A 24,882-nucleotide genomic window follows, 5' to 3' on the forward strand; every position below is an offset into this window, starting at 1 on the left:
TGCCCCCGGGTACTCAAGCTTTACGCACACGGCATCAATGCGAGGCGAATCGACCCGCATTGTCTTGGAAGGCTATGTCAGGGATTTTGACGATTGCAAGCAAAGCGCCGGTCGGCTTCGGCTATTCGCGAGGCCGACCGGACGACTACGGGACTTCAGCGCCCGTCAGGCGTGCGCACACCGGCCCAGCTGTCGCGGACCTGATGGTAGTGAACGCTGGGATCGTAAACCGTGGTCGCAAGGCCGAGAACCTGCGGCGTCAGACGGCCGACGGCCGACAGAACCTGATAGGATGCGACAACGCGGTCATGCTGCGCGGTCACCAGCGCGACGCGCGCATTGACCAGCGCCTGCTGCGCGTTGAGCACGTCGAGCGTGGTGCGCTGCCCCGCCTTGGCTTCCTCGCGCACGCCGTTCAGCGCGATCTCGGAGGCCGTGACTTGCGCCTGCGCGGACTGCACCTGCGCCTTGCCGGCCTGCAGCGAGCCCCACCACTGCACGATGGTCGCGCGCACCTGGTCTCTCGTCTTTTCGACGTTGAGGCGCTGCTGAGCCAGATTCTCCTTGGACTGGCGGATCAGCGAATATTTGTTGCCGCCGTCATAGAGCTGCCAGTTAGCGGACGCGATCGCAGAGGCGCTGGTGGCCCTGTATTGAATCAGGGACTGCTCGTTGCCCTGCTGGGCGTTGACCTGCACAGCGACCGTCGGCAGCAGCGCGCCTTCGGCGATCTTGACCTGGAGGAAATTGACGTCGATGCCGAACATTGCGGCGGTGACATCCGGATGCTCGACGAGGCCAAGGTCGACGGCCGCGGGAAGCGTCGGGGGCAGATACCGGTCGACGGGCGAGCCCGGCGCGAGATTCGATGGCTCGTTGCCGATGAAGCGGCGGAAGGCTGCACGCGTCGTGTTGAGATTCGCTTCGGCAGTGAGTGCCTGCGTCCTGCCGGCCGCCAGTTGCGCTTCAGACTGTGCGACGTCAGTGCGCGTCACTTCGCCGACGTTGAAGCGATCACGCGTCTGCTTCAGCGTTTGCTCGAGCACGCGCACGTTGCTGCGCTGGACTTCGAGAGTCGCGGAATCGCGCAGATAGTCCATGTAGGTCGTGGCAGCCTGAAGCAGCACACTCTGATCGAGGCTGCGCAGCGCCTCGCGTGAGCCGGACACTTGGCTCTCCGCCGCCCGCGTCTTGTTGGCGGTGATGTTGCCGTTGTAGAGCGTCTGCGCAACGGTCACGCCAACGCTGCGGGGCGCGGTTGCTCCGTAGAACGGCGCGCTCGACACAGAGCTCTGCTGGTCCTGATATTGATAGCCGCCGCTCGCCGTCACCGTGACGGTGGGGCGATAGCCCGACAGAGCCTGAGGCACGTTCTCGTCAGTCGAGCGCACCTGGGCACGTTGTGCGTTGAGCTGCGGATTGTTCTGATAGGCGCGCACCAGCGCGGACTCGATCGTGTCCGCCAAGACAGGCGTCGGCCCGGCCAGTGTCAGCAGCAGGACCGAAACCGCAGCTCCGGTGAAGAGCTTCACCCCATGCATCCCTGAAATTCCGTTCATTCTAACGCCCGGCTCGTGCCCGCGAGCTGGGTTACCGTCTACCGAGTGGAGTCGTTGCCCCGCCGCAACATAGGATGCGGATTGGCGCGACGGAACTACCTGAGCGTAGTTCTCGGTGGAAACTCTTCACGTGCAGCATCCCGGCCACACTTCTGATTCAGAACGGGATTTTAACGGGCTTTGGGCCGTCAGAAGACGAAGGCGGCCGTCCGTTCGAGCCCGGGAAGCACCGGGGCTGCGGCATCGAACAGGGGGCGATGGCCGAATTCGCCGTGGGTCCGGGTCACGATCATCGCCCGCGGCGGCCGGGATTCGGCGGAGACACCCACCAGACGCCCGCCCTCCTTCAGCTGCCCGAGCAGCGCCTCCGGCGTCACCTCGGTGGCGCCATTGAGGATGATCACGTCATAGGGAGCGGCGGCAGGGTCGCCCTCGGTGCAGGCCGCGGCCTTGCAGGTGACGTTGGCAAGTCCGAGGGATGCCAAGGCATCCTTGGCCTTTGCGGCCAGGGCCGAATCGCACTCCGTTGCGGTGACCTGGCCGGCCAGTCTGGCGGCCAGTGCCGCGAGGTAACCCGTGGCGCAGCCGACCACCAGCACGCTGTCGCCCTCGCCGATCTCGGCGGCCTGCAGCAGCTTGCCGGTCAGTTGCGCCTTGATCAGGAAACGCTTGGCGGGGCCCTCGCTCACGTCGAGGTCGATATCCAGATAGGCCAGCGCCTGCCGGCTCGCCGGCACGAAGGCCTCGCGCGGAACCGTGAGCATGGCGTCGATAACACGACGGTCGGTGACGTCACTGGTGCGCACCTGGCCATCGACCATTTTGAGGCGCGCGGTCGAGAAACCGGACATTTGCGGACCCTGCAATGCGGACGATGCCGCTGGATGAATTGGCGGCATCTTTGGAACATGCACAGCCAAAACGCAACACGGCCGTTAGCCTACGCGGCTAAGGCTTCCGCATCGTACCGCCTCGACGGTTGAACGCGCTATTCGATGGCGACCGCGAGGCGTCCGATCAGAGCCGCCACCTCATCCAGCCGCGCCGAATCGGGCGTCTCGACGGCACGCGCCAGACAGGCGAGGCATTCGTCGTCGCTGAGTTCGGGAACGTCGGCCGGCAGAATCGAGGGGGCCATGTGCGAACGGTCGACCTGGATGTCTGGCATGGGAATCAGCTCCGTAAAGATCCGGCAATCCCAAGGCTCGATTTCAATTGAGTCGATTTGGCGCCGCCCAGGTGGCGCGACGACGCCCATGCACACATCTGCTTGAGGCGATTCCCGGCGGCGATCGTCGATATGCAGCTCGCAAAGCAATGCAACGAGATCGCGCGCCACATGAGGGCGCGGCCACAACTCGTTGATTTCGCGGTAAGATTTGGCTCCCCGGGCTGGATTCGAACCAGCGACCATCCGATTAACAGTCGGATGCTCTACCGCTGAGCTACCGAGGAAAAGGCGAACCAGTCGTTCGCGCGGGGCTGCGTATAACAAAGCCGCTTGCGCTTGCAAAGGACGAATTCGTCATCATCCGAACGCAACTGAGGAAGCGCCTCCACGGCCCCTCCTCCGGGCCACGTTCAAGCAATGTCAGCCGGCCGTCATTCCGCGAGGAAGGACGTGGTCTTGGTGCCGGGATCGTAGCGCAGCCGAAGCGCGGTCATCTTGCAGAGGTTGACGTTCTTCCACAGCACGGCCTCGTCGTAGTTCTGCCAGTCGACGCGGATGTTCCAGACGCAGCCCTCGTCGTCCTCGTCGAACTCTACATAAGTGCTGGCCTGGTTCTGCAGCACCTTCTCGAGTTCGTTGTCCCATTCGTCCAGGCCGTCGTCCGGCGCGTTGAAGCCGAGGAATTTGATGGCATAGCCGGTCTCGTTGACGATGGTGACGTTGCGGGCGTCAGCCGCGAAAGAGGGCATGGCGGCGATCGAAAGACCGATCGCAATCAATCCGGATAGAAAATACTTCATGTGAAAAATCCTCCGATCGAAAACAGGCTTCGGCGCCCGGCGTCGATCGGCGCAGGCGCCGCGGCAATCAAAACGTTGCCTCGAGATTCGTCCGGAGCGCGATCGAAAGGTTCAGAACGCGATCGATCTGCACTCCGGAACGTTTGCGCGACGCGAGACGCGCTCAGCCTGTTTATCGTTTCGAATTCTCCGCAGCAATGAACGGGCATTCATAGATCGGCGGAGTTTGTTTTCTCCGGTGCCGGCGCCGGCATCGCGGCACCGTTGCCCTTGCCGGTGACGGCGCCGACCAGCGCCTTGACCGGATCATCGCCCGGCGCAAAGCCGCTTTGGCGCAGGATCTCGTCGATCATCGGACGCAAGGCGTGCACCTTGAGCAGCTCGCCGGCGAGACCTTCGCCGAAGCCGACATTGCCCCCACCGGCGCCGTTGCCGCCGAACGCGCCGCCGGTATGCAGGATCCGGACGTCCTTGAGGTTGCCGATCGGCTTGACCATCTCGGCCAAGGCCGACGGCATGATCTCGATCCGTTTCTTGGCGATCTCGAAGTCGATGACGTTGGCACCGAGCTTGTTCTGGGCCTCGTTCTTCATGGTGATGACGGCAGCCTCGGCCTCACCGATGTTGCGAACGCCGACCGCCTTGATCTTGTTGGACTCGGCCTCCGCCGTGGCCAGCGTCTTGACGGCCTCGGCGCGATCGAGCGAGGCTTTCTTCTCGGCTTCGGCCGCGACGATCAGCTCGGTCGATTTGCGCTCGGCCTCGGTACGGGCCGCGAGCACCTGGGTGAGACGGGCGCGGTCGGCGACCTCGACGGCGCGGGCCGTGACGACCTTTTCTTCGGCGGACACGGCGAGCGCTTCCGCCGTCTTGGCTTCGGCCACCGCTTCCGACGTCGTCTTGCTCTTGGCCGCGATCTGGATCTCGTTCTCCTGCGTCGCGATCTGGATCTCGCGCTGGGCGTCGGTCTTGCGCTTGTTGATGGCGAGGTCAGACTCGATGACCGCCGTTTCCTTGACCTGCTTGGCGCCGGCCTCCTTCTCCGCGACGGCCCGGTCGGTGTCGATGCGGGCGTTCTCCTCGGTCAGGCGCGCGGTCTGGGTCGCGGTCGCCACTTCAGCGCGGGTGCTGGCCGTCTTGTTGGCGATGTCGCGCTCCTGCGACAGCTCGGCCTCTTTCTTGGTCCGCTCGATCCCCAGCGTCTGCTGCCGCGCCTCGAGGTCCTTTTGCGCGATCGCCACCTCGTTGTCGCGCACGATGGCGTTGCGGTCGCGGCGGCGGGTCTCGGTGACGGTCTTCAATTGGGTGAGGCCCTCGGCGTCGAAGAAGTTCTCCGGATTGAAGAACTTGACGTCGGTCTGGTCCAGCTTGGTCAGCGACACCGATTCAAGCTCGAGCCCGTTCGATTTCACGTCGGACTCGACCGTGGCCTGCACGTGCTTGACGAAGTCGGAGCGCTTCTCCTGAAGTTCGAGGATGCTCATGGTCGCCGCCACCGAGCGCAGGCCGTCGACGAATTTTGCCTCGACCTGGTTGCGCAGCGCTTCGGCGTCGTTGGTCAGGGCGCCCAGCGTCTGGCTCGCCAGCGCAATGCTCTCGTCGTCGGGGCGGACGCGGACGTAGAACTCGGCGACGATATCGACGCGCAGGCGGTCCTTGGTGATCAGGGATTCCCGCTCCTTGCGTTCCACGGTGAGCCGCAGCGTCTTCAGATTGACGCTGGCGTAGGAGTGGAAGATCGGCAGGATCATGGCGCCGCCATCGAGCACGACTTTCTTGCCGCCGAGGCCGGTGCGCACGAAGGCCTCGTCGCGCGTAGCGCGCTTGTAGAGGATGGTGAAGACGATCCCGAGAACAACGATCAGCGCTACGCCGATCATGGCCGGGACTGCGATGTCGAACATGACTTTCTCCAATGAATTGACTTTAGCTGCTGCTTAGAGAGGACTTCGACGGCTTAAGTTCATCGTCGGCCTTCACCGCGACGAAGCGGGTGCCGTCGCGGTCGACCAGCAGGACCATGGTTCCCTGCGGCAGGGGCGATGACGACGGGGCGGCGACCGCCCAGACGAAGTGGCGGTTGCCGTGGATGTCGGCGACGCTGACCTTGCCGGGCGGCCCCTGGTCGAGCGGCCCGATGACGACCTCGCCGATGCGGCCGACGAGATCACCGAGGCCGACGGCGTAGCTTTCATCCTTGGGGATGACCCGCGCGATGGCACGACTGGTGGCGCGGACCAACGGGATCGACACTGCGACCGCTCCGACCGAGGCGAGCGTTGCCGGTAGCGGACCGGCCACCATCCGCGCGACGTCCTGTATCAGGAAGCCGGTGATGGAGAAGGCGCCGAGCAACAGCAGCAGGAAGATCAGGAGCGGCACGCCGCCGACATTGATCCAGGAGATGGCGTTGATGACGCCATTATCGCTGGGATGAGCGAAATCGATGTTGGTGCCGAGCATCTCGCTCAAGGAGGCCCCGACCAGCATCGAGATCACCTCGATCGAGCCGACGATGACGATCATGGCCGCCGCGATCGCGAACGGCCTGACCTCCGGCATCATGACGTGTTCGAGCAACGCGCTCATGACACGGCACTCAGGAGCGAGACTTCAGCCGCGCCAGCCTCGCTGCAATTTCCTTGTCGCGATGGAGCGTGCTGAGCTCGTCGATGTCGCTCGAATACGGGATGCCCGGCGGCACGCCGGTGGCCCGCGCCACCGCCCGGCCCGCGCGCAGCGCCTTTGCCGCCGCAGACGCGCCGCCCGGCTTGCGGGACGATGTCGAGGCCTGATGGCTTGCGGCCGCCTCGCTCTTTTCGAGATCGACGCGGCGCTGCTCGGCATCCTGCAGCGCCGACAGCACCGCACGCAGCGAGGTGACGCATTGCTCGATCTTCTCGTTGTTCTCGTCGATGGCGCGGGAGAGCACCTCGAACTGCGCCTCCAGATCCATCTGCCGCGCGATGCCGGCACGGGCGAGGTCGTCGCGGTTATCCGTGATCGCTCCTTCGATCTTGGGCGTGAGATCGGCCATCTCGCGCTCGATCTCGGTGCGGCGCGCATTGAGGCGGTATTCCTCGGCCCGCGCTGAGGCGAGCGCGTCGCGCGCTTCGCTCTCGGCGCGCTCGATCTCGCGGATGGCCTGGCCGACCACTTTCAGCTTGTTCTTGCCTTCCGCCTGCTCGATCGCGTCATAGGCGATCCCGGCGATGAGACGTCCGACCCGGGACAGGAAATTGTCGGGGGCGGCAGCGATGGTATCCATAGCGTTCTCCTCCTCTGGCAGAATGTTCGGCGTGACGCCGTAGTGAACTTCGAAGCCGTCGTCGGTGCGAACGAGGCGCGCGGGCACGCTCTGCCCCCAACCCTCGGCATAGCCGGCATAGTCGAAGGGCACGCTGAAGCGCCCCTCCACGGTCGCGATCGAAATGGTGGCCGGGCCCTTGATCTTGGCGAGCTTGTCATCAAGCGGCAGGCGGCGGCCCTGCGCAGCGCGATACTCAGTGCGATCGCGCAGGCCGAGCGTCACCAGTCGCGACGGCAGCGCGGTGGCTTTGCGGATCGGCTCATAGGCGTGGGCGTGCAGCAGCACGACGTTGGAGCCGATGTTGTGGCTCCGCGCGACCTCATCGAGAATTTCCATCATGCGGTCATAGGCCCCGAACGTCGCCTCCAGGGCGGCCTTGGCGGCCGGGTCAGGGGCAAGCCTGTAACGCAGCGCAGACGGCGCGTTTCGTGGCGACTGGCTCATGAAAAGCACTAAAGCACCATTTTGGTGCTTTAGGAAGTGGAAGCTTGATCACGTTTCCCTGATCCTCATGGACGCTATGGATTAGTCGTCGGGGCCTGGAGCGGCGTTCAAGGGCCTGCCCTCACCCCTAGATCACAGCCGATCAAGACTTCTTGCACGCGCGGGTTGCAATTTGAGACGAAATGACGGGAGCGAGGCGGCGGCACGATGCGCTACGCCATGGGCCCCGGCTCTGCAGCGCGTCACTTCGTGCCGCGCAGCGTCCGGGGCACGAGACCTGAGTTGAATGGCACTCTCTTCTCCGCCGTCATTGCGAGGAGCCCTTGCGACGAAGCAATCCAGAATCCCTCCGCGGAAACATTTTTGGATTGCTTCGCGGAGCCTGTCGTCGGACTTGCGTGAGCGGCGGTGATCCACAGCCTGTGCGCAGCATATCCACAGCGCCGCTAGCGCGGATTCGTCAGCCGGTCGCGCGGCTTGCTGCGCACAAATCCACAGGACGCTCAGCCGCCGGCCTGGTCGAAGACGCTACGGCAGGCCTCGCTCAGGCTGGCGCGGTTGCGACGCAGGCAGGCCGTGATGGCGCGGACATTGGGAATCTCGCCCGCGCAGAGGCGGTAGACATCGGGCGTGCAGGCCCGGCGCTGCTCCGCTGTGCCTTGCGCGTGCGCGGCCGAGGCAAACAGCGTCAGGAACAGCCCGACCGTGGAGGCGCGATGCGCCCGGCTTCTCACACCCGCAAACCGCAAGAACCTCGCCTTCATGACCAGTCTCCTGTCTGCCCTGCCCGCTCCCGGCCTTGGCTGGCCGGTGTCATGCGAAGGGGTAGGAGAAATAAATCGGCGAGGATGTGATCTCTTTCACACTGGGCCTGCTCGGCCGGAACGTAGGTTCCCGAGGGGATCTATTTTTACAAATTGCTAACCAATCGAGGCCCGATCGCCGGATCGTTAAAATGCGAACGATCGGTTCAATCGGGTAACAAACCGGCTTTGCGACATTGCGCCTACTGCGTTTTGCGAGGGTGCGATGAGAAGCGAAGCCGAATTCAACTTGCTGCTGGATGCCGTCCGGGACGCCATGGTCATCGAAGATTTCGCTATCGCTCCGGAAGAGGAGTTCGCGCCGCGCTCGTGGAGTCTCGAGGCGCTGGCGTGGAAAGCTCCGATGGCCGCCAATGACAATGAGGGCGCCTGGCCTCTCCTGCCGTTTCCCGACGGCTGGTACGCGGCCTGCTGAGGGCCCCTTTCACGGACGACCGAACCGCCCGCGTCGCGGGCGTTTTGCTGTGCGGCCTCCGCTGCAAATGCAGCCCGGCAACGATCAGGTCTTGACGCGCTCCTCGCCATCCTGCGGTGCCCGGTCGGGCGCGGCCGATGGAAAGATGCTGTCGTAGATCGCGCGGGCTTCGCGAATGAGGCGCGCCCGCTCCAGTTCGGATTTCGGGACAAATCGGACGATGTCGCCCATTTGCGGCTCCAGTGCTCGGGTGACGAGTTTCATCACTTCGCAGATGCGAACTCTATGCCAGGGAGCCTGAATCGGAGGTTTCCAGCAGGCTCCGGGCAAACCCGGTGATCGCGCCGCCGCGCAGTGTGCGAAGCGCCGGCGCACGGCATCGACGACACCGGCGCGAAATCGAATTGTCTTGGGAAATCAGAGGATTGCGATGGAGGCCACGTCGGGACTCGAACCCGAGTAAACGGTTTTGCAGACCGGCGCGTAACCACTCCGCCACGTGGCCCCGTAAGGGCGGACCAATATAGGGGATCAATGGCTTAGGCAACTGCCTTCGTCCGACTTTGGCCGAAAGCCGCCCCAGCGGGGTCGTCACGGACCGCTACGCCTTCTTCGCGCCGGACCCCGCCAGATATTGCGCGAGAATCGCATCGGTCGCGCCGGCGGCGACGATCCTGCCCTGCTCCAGCAGGATCGCCCGGTTGCAGGTGCTCTGGATCAGCTCGATGTCGTGCGAGGCGAGCACCAGGATGCCGGCGCGGGCGACGATCTCGTCCAGCCGTTGCCGCGCCTTCTTGCGGAATTGCTGATCGCCGACGCCGATCCATTCGTCGAGCAGCACGATCTCGCCTTCGACCGCGGTTGCAACCGCGAAGATCAGGCGCAGCATCATGCCGCTCGAATAGGTGCGCAGCGGCAGGTCGAGCCGGTCGCCGAGCTCGGTGAATTCGGCGATCTCGGCGCGCCGCGCATCGATCTCGGCACGCCGCGCGCCAATCACGAGGCCGCGCCGCATGATGTTCTCGTAGCCGGTCGCTTCCTCGTCGAACCCGGCGGACAGATCGAACAGCGACAGGCAGCGGCCGAGCACGTCGATGCTCCCTGCCGTCGGATGGTAGATGCCGGCGAGAACCCGCAGCAGCGTAGTCTTGCCGGCGCCGTTGGCGCCGATGATCGCCACGCGGTCGCCGGCGCGGATGTCGAGATTGATCCCGTTCAACGCCGTGACGATGTGCGAGACCGCAGGCTTCCGGCGCAGCGTCACGGCACTGACGAACCGGCTGCGCAGCGAACGGTCGCGGAACGTCAGCACCGGGAATGTCACCGAGACGTCGCGAAGCACGATGTGGGCCGTGGCGGTCATGCGCGCATCACAGCCAATACGCCAGGCGATGGCGGTACTTCGCGTAACAGCCGAGGCCGATGGCGGCCAATGCGATCGCGTAGACCATCCCGAGCAGCCATTGCTGCGGATCGGTCGGCTGCGACAATAGCGGACGGCGCACGAGATCGAGCAGCGTCGCGAACGGATTGACCGATGTCAGCCAGTGAAACGAGGTGCCGCGCACGCTGTCCTCGGTCCAGATGATCGGGGTGAGAAAGAAGACGAATTGCAGGCCGCTGACGATTGCCGAGCCGATGTCGCGAAAACGCGCGCACAGCATGCCGAGCGCGACCGCGCCACCGAGCAGCACGAGGAACAAGATCGCAAAGCCGGGCACCACGAGCAGCATGCTCCAGTGCAGCGGCCACGGCATCACGACGTAGAGCAGCGCGACGATCACCAGATGATGCGCGAAGATGATGACGTTGCGCGTGATCATCTGGAGGACGTGAACAATCAATGGTGCCGGCACCGCCTTGATGAGATGACTGGACGCCAGGAAGATGTTGGACCCCTCCTGCAGCGTCGTGGCGATCAGGGTCCAGACGATCAGGCCGACTGCGAAGGACGGCAGGAAGGCCGCGATGTCCTGCTTGAACAGCGCAGCATAGACCGTGCCGACGCTTGCGATCGTCGCGGCGAGCGTCAGAGTGATCCAGAGCGGGCCGATCACGGTCCGCCGGTAGCGCAGCGAAATGTCCATCAACGCAAGCGTGCCCCAACGATCGGGCCGCGCCGCCTGCGTCAGAATTTCCTTCACTGCGAGCTGAATTCGACTGCCCCTTCGGTTACCACGCGCCGATGCCGCACCAGGACAGCAGATCGGACCCGTACCGGCCGATGGTCTCTAGACGCCCGCGCCGTGCTGCGCAATCGACCGTACAGACGAGTTGGGCCGAAGTCAGGCTCGTTTGCGCCGCCGGAAGTCGCGCCGGCCCTTTGGGGCAGGCTTGGGCGCCAGTTCCGGCATCTCGGCTTGGACCTCGCGGTAGCGTGTTAACAGCCGTTCAAAACTCGCATGCAGTGTCTCGGCGATGTCAGGACGCCGCTCGAGCCCGGCCAGAATCGTCGCTGCGGCCTCGATGGTCGAAAGCCCGTCCTTGCGCGGCTCCTTGCGCAGACGCCCATAGCGCGAAGGGTGTGCCGGGTTGAGGATCACGCGCTGGCACTTGAGCATCCAGGGGTTGCGCCACCACAGCGCCTTGGCCTGGCTCCAGGTGCCGTCGAGCAGCACCACGCCTTCGAGCTTGCCGAGAAGCGCGCGCTGGTTCTCCGCGATCTCGCCCTTGCGGTTGAGCGCGACGATCTCGGCTTCCGCGTCGAGATCGGAGGCACGCGCCGAGCCGAGATAGAGCACGGCCCAGTGCGTGGCATTCTCGACCGGGCGTCCCAGCGCCTTGGACAGGCTCGGCCAGGACAGGCCGACCCGCACGGTGGCGTCGGCGAAATGCCGGGCGAGCAGGCGCGCGGTGCCGAGCGCCCTGTCCTGCTCCTGCGGATGCTGGAGGATCAGCAGCGAAAGCCGGTTTTCGATCGGCGTGACGCTGTCGCAGATGCACAGCGGCATCGGCTTCTGGCAGTGCGGGCACTCCGGGATCGGTTCGGCGGCGGCGATATCGGGCGAGTTCGACATGGGCGCCGCTATACGCTTCAAGCGGCGCTTCAACAACCTATTCCGCCGGCGCAGGCAGCGGACGCGGCGCGGGCCGCCGCCGCAGGCGGTCGATCAGGAGGTAGATGACCGGCGTGGTGTAGAGGGTCAGGATCTGCGAGACGAACAGGCCGCCGATGATGGTGATGCCGAGCGGACGGCGCAGCTCCGTGCCGGGGCCGGTCGCCACGACGAGCGGAATGCCGGCGAACAGCGCCGCCATGGTCGTCATCAGGATCGGGCGGAAGCGGGCCTGGCAGGCCTCGAAGATCGCCTCCGCCGAGGACAGGCCGCGCTGGCGTTCGGCCTCGAGCGCGAAATCCACCATCATGATGCCGTTCTTCTTGACGATGCCGATCAGGAGGATGATGCCGACGAAGGCGATCACCGTCAGCGGCGTGTTGGTGAGCTGCAAGGCGAGCAGCGCGCCCAAGCCCGCCGAGGGCAGCGTCGAAATGATCGTGAGCGGATGGGCGAGGCTCTCGTAGAGCACGCCGAGCACGATATACATCGCCACCAGCGCGCCGAGGATCAGCAGCGGCTGGCGGCCGCTGGTCTTGGCGAAGTCGCCGGCATTGCCGTCGAAGCTGCCGCGGATACCTTCGGGCATGTGCAGTTCCTCGACCGCCCGCTGGATGTTCTGGGTCGCCGCCTGCAGCTGCACGTTCGGCATGAGGTTGAACGACACCGTGGTCGAGGGGAACGACTGCGAATGATAGACCGCGAGCGCGGCGAGCCCGCGCGTCGCATGCACCACGGCCGACAGCGGCACCTGCGCGTCGCCCGCGCCCGCGACATAGATACGGTCGAGGTTTGAGGGGTCGACCTGGAATTTCGGATCGATCTCAAGCACGGTCATGTACTGGTTGCGCTGGGTGTAGATGATCGAGATCTGCCTCTGCGAGAAGGCGTTGTTCAGCGCGTTGTCGATGTCCTGAACCCTGACGCCGAGCGCCGAGGCCTTCTGGCGATCGATCGACAAGGTCAGCTGGAGCCCGCCGGGATCGCGGTCGCTGGAAATGTCGGTGATGCCCTCGACGCTCTCCATGCGCTTGGCGACGATCGGCGCCCATTTCTGCAGCAGACTGAGGTCGGTGCTGGTCAGCGTGTACTGATAGTCGGAATCGCTCTGCCGCCCGCCGGCACGGACGTCCTGGGCGGCGAACATGAAAAGGCGGATGCCGGCCACCGGATAGAGCGCGCGTCTCAGACGATCGATCACGACCTCCGTCGAGACGTGGTCACGCTCCTCCGGCGGCTTCAGGCTGATATACATGATGCCGCGGTTCGAGGTCGCTCCCCCCGGCCCGCCTCCGGCGCCGACGGTCGAGCCGATGCCGGCCACGGCCGGGTCCTTCATCACGATGTCGGCGAGCCGCTGCTGCAGACCGAGCATCGACTGGAACGAGATGTCGGCCGAGGCGCGCGTCGCCCCGATCACGAAGCCGGAATCGTCGGTCGGGAAATAGCCCTTGGGGACCTTGATGTAGAGCGTCACGGTGAGGCCGATGGTGGCGAAGAACACCAGCAGCGTCGCTAGCGGGTAGTCCAGCACGGTGCGCAGGGTTCTCGCGTAGAAGGTCACGATGCGCGACAGCGAGCCCTCGATGACGCGGTCGAACAGCGTCGCCGTGCCTGATGTCGCCTGCTTGATGTAATGGGCGCAGATCATCGGCGTGACCGTGAGCGACACCAGCGTCGAGACCAGGATGGCAAAGGTCAGCGTCAGCGAGAATTCGCGCAACAGGCGGCCGACGATGCCGTCCATGAAGATCAGCGGCGTGAAGGCCGCGATCAACGACAGGCTGATCGAGACCACGGTGAAGCCGATCTGCTTGGCGCCCTCCAGCGCCGCCTGGAGCGGCCGCATGCCATGCTCAAGATTGCGGTACATGTTCTCGATCATGACGATGGCATCGTCGACCACGAAGCCGACCGAGATCGCCAGCGCCATCAGCGACAGATTGTCGATCGAGAAGCCCGCGACCCACATGCCGGCGCAGGTGCCGGCCAGCGCCAGCGGCACCGAGATGCCGGCCGCGATCGTCGGCGTCAGCCGGCGCAGGAACACGAACACCACGACCATCACCAGGACCGCGGTCGCCAGCAACGTCCATTGCATGTCGAGCACGCTGGCGCGGATCGTGCCGGTGCGGTCGACCAGGGTCGAGATCTCGACGCCGGCCGGGATCCATTGCTTCAGCTCGGGGATCAGCGCCTTCACACGGTCGACGACGTCGATGACGTTGGCATCGCCCTGCTTGGTGATCTGGATCAGCACGGCGGGCTGCTTGTTGAACCAGGCGATCGAACGGGCGTTGCGGACGGAATCCTCGATTTCGGCGACGTCGGATAGCCGCACGAAATTGCCGTTCGCGCTCTTGATGACGATGTCGCGGAACTCTTTCGCGGTCCGCATCTGCTTGTTCAGCGACAGCGTCTCGCTCTGGCGTTCGCCGTTGAAGATGCCGACCGGGCCGAGCGGATTGGCGTTGATGATGGCGGTGCGGACGTCGTCGGTGGCGATGCCGGCATTGGACAGCGCGACCGGGTTGAGCTGGACCCGCACGGCCGGCTGGTCGGCGCCGGAGATCGCCACATTGCCGACCCCCGGCACCTGCGAGATGCGTTGCGCCAGCACACTGTCGGCGACGTCATAGATCGCGGCCGACGAGATCGTCTTCGAGGTTAGCGCCAGCACGTAGATCGGCGCGCCGGCCGTATTGGCCTTGCGGAAGCGCGGCAGCGTCGGCAGGTCGCTCGGCAGGTCGACCATCGCGGCGTTGATCGCCGCCTGCACGTCGCGCGCGGCCTTATCGATGTTGCGGCCGATGTCGAACTGGAGCTGGATGCTGGTGTTGCCGAGCGTCGAGGTCGAGGTGATCTGGTTGATGCCCGATATCTCGCCGAGACGTCGCTCCAGGGGCGACGCCACCGTCGCCGCCATCACCGAAGGGTCGGCGCCGGGCCGGCTGGCCGAGACGAAGATGGCGGGGAAGTCGACGTTCGGGACCGAGGCGACGGGCAGGAACTCGTAGGCGACCACACCCAGCAGGAACAATCCGATCGACAGCAGCGTGGTGGCGACCGGGCGGCGGATGAAGGGCTCCGAGATCGATGCCATCACTGCATCCCCTCGGTCGCACCGGCCACCGGCGGGCCCCCGGACTCGGCCGGCGGCAGCGCCTGCTCGAAGCGGCGGTTGATGCGGTCGAGCGCGAGATAGATGACGGGCGTGGTGTAGAGCGTCAGCAGCTGGCTCAGCAGCAGGCCGCCGATGATGGAGATGCCGAGCGGAAAGCGCAGCTCGGCGCCGGTGCCGCTCTCGATCGCCAGCGGCAGCGCGCCGAACAGCGCCGCCAGCGTCGTCATCATGATCGGGCGGAAGCGCAACAGGCAGGCCTGCACGATCGCTTCGTTGGGCGACATGCCCTGCCCGCGCTCGGCCTCAAGCGCGAAGTCGATCATCATGATCGCGTTCTTCTTGACGATGCCCATGAGCAGGATGATGCCGATCAGGCCGATGACCGAGAGGTCCTGTCCGCACAGCACCAGCGCCAGGATCGCGCCGACGCCGGCCGAGGGCAGCGTGGACAGGATGGTGATCGGATGGATGTAGCTCTCATAGAGCACCCCGAGCACGATGTAGATCGTGATCACGGCGGCGAGCAGCAGCCAGGGCTGGCCGGCCAGCGCCTTGGCGAATTCGGCGGCATCGCCGGCGTAAACGCCGACGATGCTGTTGGGCATGCCGATACGTGTCTCGATCGTCTTCACCGCGTCGACGGCATCGCCGAGCGCGGCGCCCGGCGCGAGATTGAAACTGAGCGACACCGACGGAAACTGCGCCTGGTGCGAGATCGCGAGCGGCGCCGTGGTGCGCTTCAGCGTCGCCACGGCCGACAGCGGCACCTGGGCATTGGGCGCACCGCTGGTGGCGCTCGCGGCACCCGGCAGATAGAGCTTCGACAGGATCGAGGGATCGCGCTGGTACATCGGCAGCGCTTCCAGCACCACGCGGTACTGATTGGCTTGACCGTAGATGGTCGAGATCTGGCGCTGCGCAAAGGCATCGTTGAGCGTGTCGGTGATGCCCTGCAGGCTCACGCCGAGCTGGCCCGCGCGGGTGCGATCGACGTCGAGCTGGGCGCGCAAGCCGCCCTCCTGCGCCTCCGAGGAGACGTCGCGGAACAGGGGATCGCGCCGCATCTCCGCGACCAGCTTGCGCGACCATTCAGACACCAGCGCCGCGTCGGTTCCGGTCAGCGTGTACTGGTATTGCGAGCGGCTCGACTGGGTCGAGATCTGCACGTCCTGCACCGGCTGGAAATAGACGGTCATGCCGGGAATGCCCGAGACCCGTTCCTTCAGCCTGACAATGACGGCCGCCACGTCGTCGCGCCGCTCGCCGCGCGGCTTCAGGGTCATGACGAGCCGGCCGACATTGGTGGTCGGGTTGACCGAGCCGGCACCGATCACCGAGACCACGCCGACCACGTCTGGGTCGGCCTTGATGGCGTCGGACGCTTCGGCCTGCCGTTTCTGCATCTCCGCAAACGACACGTCAGGCCCCGCCTCTGTCACCGCCGTGATCGACGCGGTGTCCTGCAACGGCAGGAATCCCTTGGGCGCGACGACGTAGAGAACGAGGGTTGCGACCAGCGTTGCGAAAGTCACGGCCAGCGTGGTGCGCTGGTGCCGTAAGACCACCAGCAGCGTGCGGTGATAGGCCTCGACGGTCCGGTCGATGAAGCGGCTGATCGCGGCCAATCCCGGCACCGCCAGCTCTTCATGGGCATGCTTGAGCAGGCGCGAGCACATCATCGGCGTCAGCGTCAGCGACACCACGGCCGAGGTCACGACCGCAATCGTGAGCGTCAGCGCGAACTCGCGGAACATGCGTCCGACGAGCCCGGACATGAACAGCAGCGGGATGAAGACCGCGATCAGCGACACCGTCAGCGAGATCACGGTGAAGCCGATTTCGCTGGCGCCCTTCAGCGAAGCCTCCATCGGGCCGTCGCCGTTCTCCATGTGACGGACGATGTTCTCGATCATGACGATGGCGTCGTCGACGACGAAGCCGGTGCCGATCGTCAGCGCCATCAGCGACAGATTGTCGAGGCTGAAGCCGGCGAAATACATGATGCCGAAGCTGGTGATCAGCGACAGCGGCAGCGCGACGCCCGCGATGATGGTGGCGCGCAGCGAACGCAGGAACAGCAGCACCACCAGGGTGACCAGCACGACGGCCAGCACCAGCGTGAACTGGACGTCGTGGACCGAGGCGCGGATCGTCACGGTGCGGTCGGACACGATGGTGAGGTTCACGCCCGCCGGGATCGCGCGCTGCAATTTGGGAATTTCGGCCCGGATCTGGCTGACGACGTCGATCACGTTGGCGCCGGGCTGGCGCTGGATGTCGATGATGACCGCCGGCGTGCCCTGGTACCAGCCGCCGGTGCGGTCGTTCTCCAGGCCATCGACGATCTGCGCGACGTCGGCGATGGTGACCGGCGAGCCGTTGCGATAGGCGATGATGACGGGCCTGTAGGCGTCGGCCGCGGCGATCTGGTCGTTGGCCGCGATGATGTAGGATTGCTGCGCGCCGTCGAGCGAGCCCTTCGGGCCCGAGACGTTGGCGTTGGCGATCGCGGTGCGCAAATCCTCCATGGCGATGCCGTAGGCGGCGAGCCGCGCCAGATCTGCCTGGATGCGCACCGCCGGTTTCAGGCCGCCGAGCACCGCGACGCGTCCCACGCCGGAAATCTGGCTGAGACGCTGCGCCAAAATGGTGTCGGCGATGTCGCTCATCACCCGCAGCGAGATGGTGTCGGAGCGCAGCGCCAGCGTCATGACCGGCGCGTCGGCCGGGTTCACCTTGGCGTAGGTCGGCGGATAAGGCAGCGTTTTGGGCAGCACGCCCGCCGCCGCGTTGATCGCGGCCTGCACGTCCTGGGTCGCGCCGTCGATGTCGCGGTTGAGATCGAATTGCAGCGAGATCTGGCTGACGCCGAACGAGCTCGTCGAGTTCATCGCCGACAAGGACGGGATCTGGCCGAGCTGCCGCTCCAGCGGCGCGGTGATCAGCGAGGCGATCACGTCGGGGCTCGCGCCCGGCAGTTGCGTCGTCACCTGCACGGTCGGAAAATCGACCTGCGGCAGCGCCGAGACCGGCAGCGCGAAATAGCCGAGCAGCCCGCCGATCAGCAGCGCAATGCCGAGCAGCGAGGTCGCGATGGGACGGCGGATGAAGGGTTCGGAGACACCCATGGGATCTGCCTGCCGCGTCAAGCGGCCGTTGTCGGGATCATGGCTGCTTGGCTCCGCTGCCGGGCGCAGGTGCAGCTTCCGGAGAAGGTGTCGGGGACGGCGCGGCAGCCGGTCCCGGAGCCGGTCCAGTCTGCCCCTTCTGGTCGCCTTCGGCACCATTTCGCTTGGCGCGGAATTCGCCGGACTTGCCCTGCCCGTCCTTCTGGCTTTCCTTCTGGCCTTCCTTGGCGCCATCCTTCTTCTGCGCGTCAGGCCCGCGCGAGCGCTTGCGCGGGGCGAGATCGGCCGACGGGGTCTGGTCGTCGCGGCCGATAGTCACCTTGGAGCCGTCGGAGAGATTGGCGAAGCCGGTGGTGACCACCCTGTCGCTCGCCGACAGGCCGCTGGCGATCACGGCATCATGCTCGTTCTGCTGCGTCACCGTCACGGGCTTGGCCGAGACGGTATTGTCCTCGCCGATGACATAGCTGAAGGTCCCGATCGGGCCGCGCTGCACGGCAGAGGTCGGCACCACCAAAGCCTGCATCAAGGTCTCGACCTTGAGGCGGACATTGACGAACTGGCCCGGCCAGAGCTGGTAATTGGCGTTGGGGAATTCGGCCTTGAGCTTGAGCGTGCCGGTGGTCTGGTCGACCTGGTTGTCGATGCCGGTGAGCTTGCCGGTGTCGATCACGGTGACGCCGTCATTGCCGAACACGTCGACCACCAGCGCGCCCTTCGCCGCGGCCGCATTGACGCGCATGATCTGCTGTTGCGGCAGGCTGAACCACACTGCGATCGGCTGCAATTGCGTGATCACCACGAGACCCGTGGTGTCGGAGGCATGGATGATGTTGCCCTGGTCGACCTGACGTAGACCGGCGCGGCCCGAGAGCGGCGCCACGATCTTGGTGTAGCTCAGCGTCGCCGCCGCATTGTCGATCGCGGCCTGGTCGGCCTTGACCAGCGCCTCGGTCTGCGCGACCAGCGCGCGCTGGGTGTCAGCCTGCTGCTTGGAGCCGGCATTGGAGGCAGCCAGCTGCTCGTAGCGCGTCAGGTCGATGCGCTGGTTGGCGAGCTGGGCCTGGTCCTGCGCCTTCTTGGCGACGGCCTGGTCGTAGGTGGCCTGATAGAGCGCGGGGTCGATCTCGCCGAGCACGTCGCCCTTCTTGACGTCCTGGCCTTCCGTGAAATTCACCGCGATCAGCTTGCCGTCGACCTGCGAGCGCACGGTCACCGTGTTCAGCGCCCGGATCGCGCCGACGCCGTCGAGATAGACCGGAACGTCCTGCACCCGCGGGCTCGCCGCCAGCACAGGCACCGGCAGATCGAGCCGCTGGTTGTTGCGGTTGTTGGCCTGCTGCTGATGCGTGGCGGTCCAGCCCAGATAGAACAGGCCGCCGAGGATCGCGAGCGTGATCAAGGTCATGACGAAGCCGCGGCCGCGCGATTTTTTCGCCGTCCCCTCCGCCACGCCTTGCTTGCCATCCGGCTTAAAGAGCATTGACCGGTTTCTCCATGCGCGGCTCCCAGCCGCCGCCGAGCGCCTGGTACAGGCTCACGATGGCGAGAAGCCGTGCGAGTTGGGCCTGGGACAGCGCGTCTTCCGCGGTGAACAGGGTCAGCTGGGTGTTGAGCACGGTCACGATGTCGGCGGTGCCGGCCCGCAATTGCTGCTCGGACAGATCGAAGGCGCGCCTGGAGGCGTTGAGCACCTCGCGCTGCAATTGCAGCTTGATCGTGGTCTGCCTGATCGAGAACAGCGCGTTGTCGACATCGGTGAACGCCTGGACGATAGTCTTGCGGTAGGTCTGCAGCAGCTCGTCCTGACGTGCCTTGGCGTATTCGAAATTGCCGAGGATCTTGCCGCCGTCGAAGATCGGCTGCGTCGCACTGCCGACGAGCTGGAAGAAGGCCGCGTGCGGCTGGAACAGCGACACCAGCGCGGAGCTCTGGTAGCCGCCATTGCCGGTGAGCTGAATGGTCGGAAAGAACTGTGCGCGGGCATTGCCGATGTTCGCGGTCGCGGAGGCGAGCTGCGCTTCCTGCCTGCGGATGTCCGGCCGCTGCGTCAGGATCTCCGACGGCAGACCGGGCGTGACGCGCGGGACCGCGACATAGTTCAGCGAGCCGCCGTCGATGCGCACGCTTTCCGGCGGCCGCGACACCAGCACGGCGAGCGCATTCCGGTTCTGGTCGAGCGTCTGGCGCAGCGGCGGCACCAAGGCCTTCTGGTTGGCAAGCACGCTTTCCTGCTGGGCCACGTCGAGATCGGTACCGGTGCCAGCCTTGCGCCGTTCCCTCACGGCATCGAGGATACGCTGCGCGCTCGCGATGTTGCGCTGTGACGTCCGGATGCGGTCCTGCGAGGCCAGCACCTGGAAATAGGCGTTGGCGACGCTTGCCAGCGTCGTCAGCGCGACAGTGTCGCGATCGAAGCGGTTGGCGTTCGCCGTCTCTTCCGCCGTCTGCAGTGCATCGCGATTCTGGCCCCAGAAGTCGAGCTGGTAGCTCGCGCTCAACGAGGCCTGGTAGTTGACGACCTCACGGCCGCCATTGGTGAGGCCTGAAGAGGACGAGCCGGAAGTGCGCGAATAGGTCTCCTGCCCGGTGCCCGACAAGCTCGGCAGCAGTGCTGCGCCGGCCTGCCGCGCCTGCGCGTCGGCCTGGACGATGCGCGCAACAGCGGCGGCAATGTCGAGGTTGACGGTCTGGGCCTCTTCCATGAGCTGGGTCAGCTCCCTGGAGCGGAAGCCGCGCCACCAATCCAGCGTCGGCGGCGCGTCGCCCTTGCCGGCGTATTTGTACTTCGTGGGAACGTCGAGGGCGGGATCGGGAAGATCCTGGGTCAGCACGCAAGCGCCCGACCCCGCGGCCAGGCACAACACCGCAATCCAGCGCGCCGCACGCAGCGTCCGGGATGCCAGAGCTTCAGACCGCCGCATGGCGATCGCAGCCACATCTTGTGTCACATCCACCCCCCGCCGGGCAGATCGCGCCGCCGCGCAACCGGCTTAACCGATTCGCTGCGGGACCATCGCGGGGCTTTGGACGACTCGTTCACAGGGGTGATGCTTTCTGCGGAACCTGGACATTGATACTAGCCGGGCGCTGAGCAGCGGGACAGTCCCGCAGCCGCGAGATGACTGCGCCAGCGCGCCGGAAACTGATCGACGAAATTGCAACAAATGCCTGCGCTGCAGGCACTTTTGTCATTCCCGAAACGTTGAGAAACGTAAGCAAGCTTACCAAGATTTCATGTGATATTGCTGCCACACCGTCAGATAGGCTGTTCCCTCCAGCGGCGTCGCACCCCACGGCGTCGCTTTTGCCGCGCTCTCCAGCCAAAGCGCCGGCCCAAGACCGTTCAGCACCGTTCAGCACCGAAACGGAAGCGATCCTCATGCAGATGTGATATCCGCCGTCCAGATGCCACCCACGGTCCCCTGATATCGGCTCGTCGCGCCCAGGGAAGAACCTGCTCGTGAAGTGGCGAACGGCGACTGTCATCTTCCGTCCTCTGGCGACGTTCAGCCAATTCCTCCTACCGCTATCGCAGCCTGCGGCCCGGCCCATCATCGGCGGCCGTTCGATTCAGGAATATCGCTGTTCGGACAGGCGTTTCGGCCATTTTCGCCGCAACGCAAAAGCCTTCCCCTTTGGCCTCCCAAGCACTAGGTTCTGACCAATTAGATCAACCCTCTTGGTAAGCGATTTCCCTGACATGACCATTCGCAACGACGTCGTCGAAGCCATCGGCAATACCCCGCTGATCAAGCTGAAACGCGCCTCGGAACTGACCGGCTGCACCATTCTCGGCAAGGCCGAGTTCATGAACCCCGGCCAGTCGGTCAAGGACCGCGCCGGCAAATGGATGATCCTGGAGGCCGAGAAGCGCGGCGAGCTCAAGCCCGGCGGTCTCGTGGTGGAGGCGACAGCCGGCAATACCGGCATTGGCCTCGCCGTCGTCGCCAGCGCGCGCGGCTATCGCACCCTGATCGTGATCCCGGAGACTCAGAGCCAGGAAAAGAAGGACTTCCTGAAGCTGTGCGGCGCCGAGCTGATCGAGGTCCCCGCCCTGCCTTACGCCAATCCCAACAACTACCAGCATGTCGGTCGCCGCCTTGCCGACGAGCTGCGCAAGACCGAGCCGAACGGCGTGCTGTTCGCCGATCAGTGGAACAACCTCGACAATGCCAAGGCGCATTACGAATCCACGGGGCCGGAGATCTGGGAGCAGACCGACGGCAAGGTCGACGGCTTCGTCTGCTCGGTCGGCAGTGGCGGCACGCTCGCCGGCACCAGCCGCTACTTGAAAGAGAAGAACAAGAACGTGCGGATCGCCTGTGCCGACCCGCACGGCGCCGGCATGTACGAATATTTCAGGACGGGCGATGCGAAAGCGACGCCCGGCGGCTCGATCACCGAGGGCATCGGTCTCAACCGGGCGACTGCGATCGTCGAGACCGCAAAGGTCGATGAGGCCTATCTCATTCCCGACGCCGAGGCCGTCAGCGTGATCTACGAGCTGCTCCAGCATGAAGGCCTGTGCCTCGGCGGCTCGACCGGCGTCAACATCGTGGGCGCGATGCGCCTCGCCAAGCAGCTCGGGCCCGGCAAGACCGTCGTCACCGTGCTGTGCGATTCCGGCAGCCGCTACCAGTCGAAGCTTTTCAACGCGGACTTCATGCGCGCCAAGAACCTGCCGGTGCCGGAATGGCTGGAGAAGCGCAGCAACATCAAGCCGCCCTTCGTGTGATCGTCCCTCGCCCCTCGACGAGGACCCGCGTTGGCTAAGCAAGCACGGCCGACGTCACGCGCTGCGTTCCGGGGCCGTGGCACAATAGTCGCGCCAGAACTGGCGATACCCCTCCTCGACCCTGCGCGTGAAAGTCTCGACATTGCCGGCGGGCGCGGCCGCGATCAGGGCTGGCAAGTCCGCGCGCAATTTCGCGAGGTGCTCGGGCTGCGAGGCAAACTTGCGGGCGATCTCGACATAGCTGTCGTCATCCTCGGCGACCCAGTCGCCGAGACCGACGGCTGCGACGATGGAGCCGCCGGCACGTGAGGAAGCTCCGTGGCCGAGCTTGGCCACGACCGGAACGCCCGCATAGAGCGATTCCCAGGTACTGATGCCGCCGTTTTGCGGGAACGTATCGAGCGAGATATCGATCCCGGCGAAGGCGCGCAGATGCTCGAGGCGCGGGGTCGAGCCTAGGCAGGTGACGGTCTCTTCCGCGATGCCCTGCGCCACGAAGCGCGCGATCAAACCATCGCGCAGCAGCGGATCGTCGAGCAGGGTATGCTTGACGACGATCCTGGACCCCGGCAATTCGCGCATGATGCGCGCCCACGCCCGGATCGCTTCGTCCGAGATCTTGTAGATGCGGTTGAACACGCCGAAGGTGACGTAGCCGTTGCGCAGCATCGGCAGCTCCGATGGCGGGACGTCCCGGATCGGATCGATCGTGATCAGGCAAGGCAGATCGTGGACCTTTTCGGCAAACAGATGCCGGGCCGATTGCGGGATGAAGACCGGATCCGCGAGCAAATGGTCCATGGTCCCGAGGCCCGTGCCGGTCGCGTGTCCGAAACCCGAGACTTGAATGGGGGCCGGCTTGCGCGCGAAGACATGGAGCCTGTTGCCGGTCGTGTGGCCGGAAACGTCGATCAGGATATCGACCTTGTCCGCCTCGATACGATCGGCCAACTGGTCGTCCGTGAGCCGCCCGGCCTCGACCCAGACATCCGCCAGGGATTCGAATTTGGCGGTCATCTCGTCCCGGACCGGTGAGCATGAATAGCAGACGATCCGGAATTTGTCGTGATCGTGATGGGCGAGCACCGGTAACAGCGTGAAGCCCGCCGAGTGGTACCAGAACTCGGCCGCGACATAGCCGATCACGATCTGCCGGTCGGGATCGAGCTGCCGCGGCGCGAGCTTTCTTTGCTGCAATTTGGCGCCGATTGCGTCCCACCACTGCTTTCGCGCGGCCTGCTGAACCGCGAAATCGGCGTCGGAGAGATAATCCAGGAAGAATATCTTTCGTCCGATCAAGCTGGCATCGGGCACGATAGCCAACGCAGCGTCGAGCAGCTCGATGGCCGACGCGATCTCTCCCTGGTTCGCAAAACAAGCGCTCATCAGCGCCATCGCGACCGCGGAGCGCGGATTTACCTCCAGCAAAGTGGTGCAGGCCAGGATCGCCTGCGCCGTGTTTCCCATGGCGAGCGAGACTTGCGCCTTCCCCTCCAATGCCACCTCGAGCCGGGGCGAAATCGCAAGCGCCGCGTCAAAATCCGCCATCGCCTGTTCCAGCCTCGACGTCTCAAAATTGAGCCGTCCGCGGTTCGCCAGAATCTTCGCCGAACCAGGCCTCAACGCGAGCGCGGCCTCGAGCGCGCCCGTCGCCTCGTCGAAGTTCTTAAGCTCGATGTTGACCAAACCCTTGCCGACGAGCGCCTCCACGTTTCGCGGCTGGAACAACAGCGCGCGCTCGAAACTTTGCCTGGCGCGATCAAGTTGGCGCAACCCAAGCTCGGCCAGGCCACGATTGCAGAGCGCATCGGCATGGTCGGGCTTCAGGGCGATGGCGCGATCGTACTGCTCGATCGCCTGTTCGGGCAGGTTCATCTGGAGCAAGGTATTGCCAAGCCCGGCAAGAGCCGGCGCAAAATTTGGCTTCAGCGCGATGGCCTTTTCCAGATGGACGCGGGCGGCGTCGAATTTCTGAAGGGCCAGATGCACGCCTGCGAGATTGTTGTGGGCCTCGTGTGAACGGGGCTCGATGGCGATGGCGCGCTCGAGCAATTGCTGCGCCTCATCGAGGCGCCCGAGCTGTTGCACGCTGAGGCCGAGGAAATGCGTGGCGTCGAAGTGATCGGGAATGCCTTGCACGATCTGGCGACAGAGCGCCTCGCTCTCGGCGTACCGGCCCTGGCCATAGGCGCTCGCCGCGGCGGAGATGATGGCGTCGGCCTGCTTCTTCAGTTTCTTCTGCAATCGCGCATTCTGGAATGCGCGCGCGCCGGCGCTGCTCTGCAAGGTGTGTCTCCGGAAGATGGCCCGCGG

Annotated in this window: 20 protein-coding genes and 2 tRNA genes; 3 read left to right on the forward strand and 19 right to left on the reverse strand. The window is 65.2% G+C overall.

Annotated features, from left to right (window positions below; all coding sequences use genetic code 11):
- Positions 1-155: 155 nt before the first annotated feature.
- From QRQ56_RS06865 to QRQ56_RS06905, 9 genes are all read right to left on the reverse strand, one after another.
- Entirely contained in the window at positions 156-1,541 is a 1,386-nt protein-coding gene (locus tag QRQ56_RS06865; protein WP_438740103.1) for a TolC family outer membrane protein, read from the reverse strand.
- A 206-nt stretch (positions 1,542-1,747) separates the two neighbouring features.
- A complete protein-coding gene (locus QRQ56_RS06870; protein WP_438738606.1) occupies positions 1,748-2,410 on the reverse strand; it encodes a protein-L-isoaspartate O-methyltransferase family protein in 663 nt (220 codons plus the stop codon).
- A gap of 137 nt (positions 2,411-2,547) precedes the next feature.
- Positions 2,548-2,973 carry a hypothetical protein gene (locus tag QRQ56_RS06875; protein ID WP_438738608.1) on the reverse strand — a complete coding sequence of 142 codons (426 nt, stop codon included), beginning with the start codon at positions 2,971-2,973 and terminating at the stop codon, positions 2,548-2,550.
- Positions 2,940-3,014 (reverse strand) — tRNA-Asn (locus tag QRQ56_RS06880). The genes QRQ56_RS06875 and QRQ56_RS06880 overlap by 34 nt, the downstream gene beginning before the upstream one ends.
- 147 nt (positions 3,015-3,161) lie before the next feature.
- Entirely contained in the window at positions 3,162-3,530 is a 369-nt protein-coding gene (locus tag QRQ56_RS06885; protein WP_438738609.1) for a hypothetical protein, read from the reverse strand.
- 209 nt (positions 3,531-3,739) lie between these two features.
- Positions 3,740-5,434 (reverse strand): flotillin family protein, encoded by a 1,695-nt coding sequence (locus tag QRQ56_RS06890; protein WP_438738610.1) that lies wholly within the window; start codon positions 5,432-5,434, stop codon positions 3,740-3,742.
- A gap of 22 nt (positions 5,435-5,456) precedes the next feature.
- Positions 5,457-6,119, reverse strand: coding sequence for an OB-fold-containig protein (locus QRQ56_RS06895; RefSeq protein WP_438738612.1), 663 nt, complete (start codon positions 6,117-6,119; stop codon positions 5,457-5,459).
- Positions 6,120-6,129: 10 nt separating this feature from the next.
- Positions 6,130-7,293, reverse strand: a complete 1,164-nt coding sequence (locus QRQ56_RS06900; RefSeq protein WP_438738614.1) for a PspA/IM30 family protein — start codon at positions 7,291-7,293, stop codon at positions 6,130-6,132.
- Between the two features lie 494 nt (positions 7,294-7,787).
- Positions 7,788-8,048, reverse strand: coding sequence for a hypothetical protein (locus tag QRQ56_RS06905; RefSeq protein WP_438738615.1), 261 nt, complete (start codon positions 8,046-8,048; stop codon positions 7,788-7,790).
- A gap of 265 nt (positions 8,049-8,313) precedes the next feature.
- On the opposite strand from QRQ56_RS06905, the gene QRQ56_RS06910 reads away from it, so the two are divergent.
- Positions 8,314-8,523: a hypothetical protein gene (locus QRQ56_RS06910; protein ID WP_438738617.1), complete on the forward strand. Its 210-nt coding sequence runs from the start codon at positions 8,314-8,316 to the stop codon at positions 8,521-8,523.
- A gap of 84 nt (positions 8,524-8,607) precedes the next feature.
- On the opposite strand, the gene QRQ56_RS06915 is transcribed toward QRQ56_RS06910, so the two are convergent.
- The 9 genes from QRQ56_RS06915 to QRQ56_RS06955 all read right to left on the reverse strand — a co-directional run bounded on the left by QRQ56_RS06915 (position 8,608) and on the right by QRQ56_RS06955 (position 20,788).
- Complete coding sequence (locus QRQ56_RS06915; RefSeq protein WP_162832223.1) at positions 8,608-8,754, reverse strand: hypothetical protein; 147 nt, start codon at positions 8,752-8,754, stop codon at positions 8,608-8,610.
- A gap of 200 nt (positions 8,755-8,954) precedes the next feature.
- A tRNA-Cys gene (locus QRQ56_RS06920) sits at positions 8,955-9,028 on the reverse strand.
- A 96-nt stretch (positions 9,029-9,124) separates the two neighbouring features.
- A complete protein-coding gene (locus QRQ56_RS06925) occupies positions 9,125-9,886 on the reverse strand; it encodes an ABC transporter ATP-binding protein (RefSeq protein WP_438738619.1) in 762 nt (253 codons plus the stop codon).
- Positions 9,887-9,893: 7 nt separating this feature from the next.
- Complete coding sequence (locus QRQ56_RS06930; protein ID WP_438738621.1) at positions 9,894-10,667, reverse strand: ABC transporter permease; 774 nt, start codon at positions 10,665-10,667, stop codon at positions 9,894-9,896.
- Between the two features lie 141 nt (positions 10,668-10,808).
- Positions 10,809-11,540 carry a tRNA-uridine aminocarboxypropyltransferase gene (locus QRQ56_RS06935; protein ID WP_438738623.1) on the reverse strand — a complete coding sequence of 244 codons (732 nt, stop codon included), beginning with the start codon at positions 11,538-11,540 and terminating at the stop codon, positions 10,809-10,811.
- Positions 11,541-11,577: 37 nt separating this feature from the next.
- Entirely contained in the window at positions 11,578-14,682 is a 3,105-nt protein-coding gene (locus QRQ56_RS06940; RefSeq protein WP_438738624.1) for an efflux RND transporter permease subunit, read from the reverse strand.
- Complete coding sequence (locus QRQ56_RS06945) at positions 14,682-17,831, reverse strand: efflux RND transporter permease subunit (protein WP_438738626.1); 3,150 nt, start codon at positions 17,829-17,831, stop codon at positions 14,682-14,684. The genes QRQ56_RS06940 and QRQ56_RS06945 overlap by 1 nt, the downstream gene beginning before the upstream one ends.
- Before the next feature lie 37 nt (positions 17,832-17,868).
- Entirely contained in the window at positions 17,869-19,314 is a 1,446-nt protein-coding gene (locus QRQ56_RS06950) for an efflux RND transporter periplasmic adaptor subunit (RefSeq protein ID WP_438738629.1), read from the reverse strand.
- Positions 19,304-20,788: an efflux transporter outer membrane subunit gene (locus QRQ56_RS06955; RefSeq protein ID WP_438738631.1), complete on the reverse strand. Its 1,485-nt coding sequence runs from the start codon at positions 20,786-20,788 to the stop codon at positions 19,304-19,306. Before QRQ56_RS06955 ends, QRQ56_RS06950 begins: the two co-directional genes overlap by 11 nt.
- Before the next feature lie 164 nt (positions 20,789-20,952).
- On the opposite strand from QRQ56_RS06955, the gene QRQ56_RS06960 reads away from it, so the two are divergent.
- Together QRQ56_RS06960 and QRQ56_RS06965 are read left to right on the forward strand one after the other, a co-directional pair.
- Positions 20,953-21,225, forward strand: coding sequence for a hypothetical protein (locus QRQ56_RS06960; protein ID WP_438738632.1), 273 nt, complete (start codon positions 20,953-20,955; stop codon positions 21,223-21,225).
- A 309-nt stretch (positions 21,226-21,534) separates the two neighbouring features.
- On the forward strand, positions 21,535-22,569 hold the full coding sequence (locus tag QRQ56_RS06965; RefSeq protein WP_438738634.1) for a cysteine synthase A: 1,035 nt from the start codon (positions 21,535-21,537) through the stop codon (positions 22,567-22,569).
- 54 nt (positions 22,570-22,623) lie between these two features.
- Here the strand turns inward: QRQ56_RS06965 and QRQ56_RS06970 are convergent, their stop codons facing one another.
- Positions 22,624-24,855 carry an O-linked N-acetylglucosamine transferase family protein gene (locus QRQ56_RS06970; protein ID WP_438738636.1) on the reverse strand — a complete coding sequence of 744 codons (2,232 nt, stop codon included), beginning with the start codon at positions 24,853-24,855 and terminating at the stop codon, positions 22,624-22,626.
- Positions 24,856-24,882: the final 27 nt, after the last annotated feature.

Origin of the sequence: Bradyrhizobium sp. U531, assembly GCF_051710265.1 — a bacterium.
GTDB lineage: Bacteria > Pseudomonadota > Alphaproteobacteria > Rhizobiales > Xanthobacteraceae > Bradyrhizobium.

Coding starts and splice junctions, on each gene's coding strand:
- QRQ56_RS06865 (WP_438740103.1), bottom strand. CDS start 1,541: ATGCATGGGGTGAAGCTCTTCACCGGAGCTGCGGTTTCGGTCCTGCTG.
- QRQ56_RS06870 (WP_438738606.1), bottom strand. CDS start 2,410: ATGTCCGGTTTCTCGACCGCGCGCCTCAAAATGGTCGATGGCCAGGTG.
- QRQ56_RS06875 (WP_438738608.1), bottom strand. CDS start 2,973: ATGGTCGCTGGTTCGAATCCAGCCCGGGGAGCCAAATCTTACCGCGAA.
- QRQ56_RS06885 (WP_438738609.1), bottom strand. CDS start 3,530: ATGAAGTATTTTCTATCCGGATTGATTGCGATCGGTCTTTCGATCGCC.
- QRQ56_RS06890 (WP_438738610.1), bottom strand. CDS start 5,434: ATGTTCGACATCGCAGTCCCGGCCATGATCGGCGTAGCGCTGATCGTT.
- QRQ56_RS06895 (WP_438738612.1), bottom strand. CDS start 6,119: ATGAGCGCGTTGCTCGAACACGTCATGATGCCGGAGGTCAGGCCGTTC.
- QRQ56_RS06905 (WP_438738615.1), bottom strand. CDS start 8,048: ATGAAGGCGAGGTTCTTGCGGTTTGCGGGTGTGAGAAGCCGGGCGCAT.
- QRQ56_RS06910 (WP_438738617.1), top strand. CDS start 8,314: ATGAGAAGCGAAGCCGAATTCAACTTGCTGCTGGATGCCGTCCGGGAC.
- QRQ56_RS06915 (WP_162832223.1), bottom strand. CDS start 8,754: ATGGGCGACATCGTCCGATTTGTCCCGAAATCCGAACTGGAGCGGGCG.
- QRQ56_RS06925 (WP_438738619.1), bottom strand. CDS start 9,886: ATGACCGCCACGGCCCACATCGTGCTTCGCGACGTCTCGGTGACATTC.
- QRQ56_RS06935 (WP_438738623.1), bottom strand. CDS start 11,540: ATGTCGAACTCGCCCGATATCGCCGCCGCCGAACCGATCCCGGAGTGC.
- QRQ56_RS06940 (WP_438738624.1), bottom strand. CDS start 14,682: ATGGCATCGATCTCGGAGCCCTTCATCCGCCGCCCGGTCGCCACCACG.
- QRQ56_RS06945 (WP_438738626.1), bottom strand. CDS start 17,831: ATGGGTGTCTCCGAACCCTTCATCCGCCGTCCCATCGCGACCTCGCTG.
- QRQ56_RS06950 (WP_438738629.1), bottom strand. CDS start 19,314: ATGCTCTTTAAGCCGGATGGCAAGCAAGGCGTGGCGGAGGGGACGGCG.
- QRQ56_RS06960 (WP_438738632.1), top strand. CDS start 20,953: ATGACTGCGCCAGCGCGCCGGAAACTGATCGACGAAATTGCAACAAAT.
- QRQ56_RS06965 (WP_438738634.1), top strand. CDS start 21,535: ATGACCATTCGCAACGACGTCGTCGAAGCCATCGGCAATACCCCGCTG.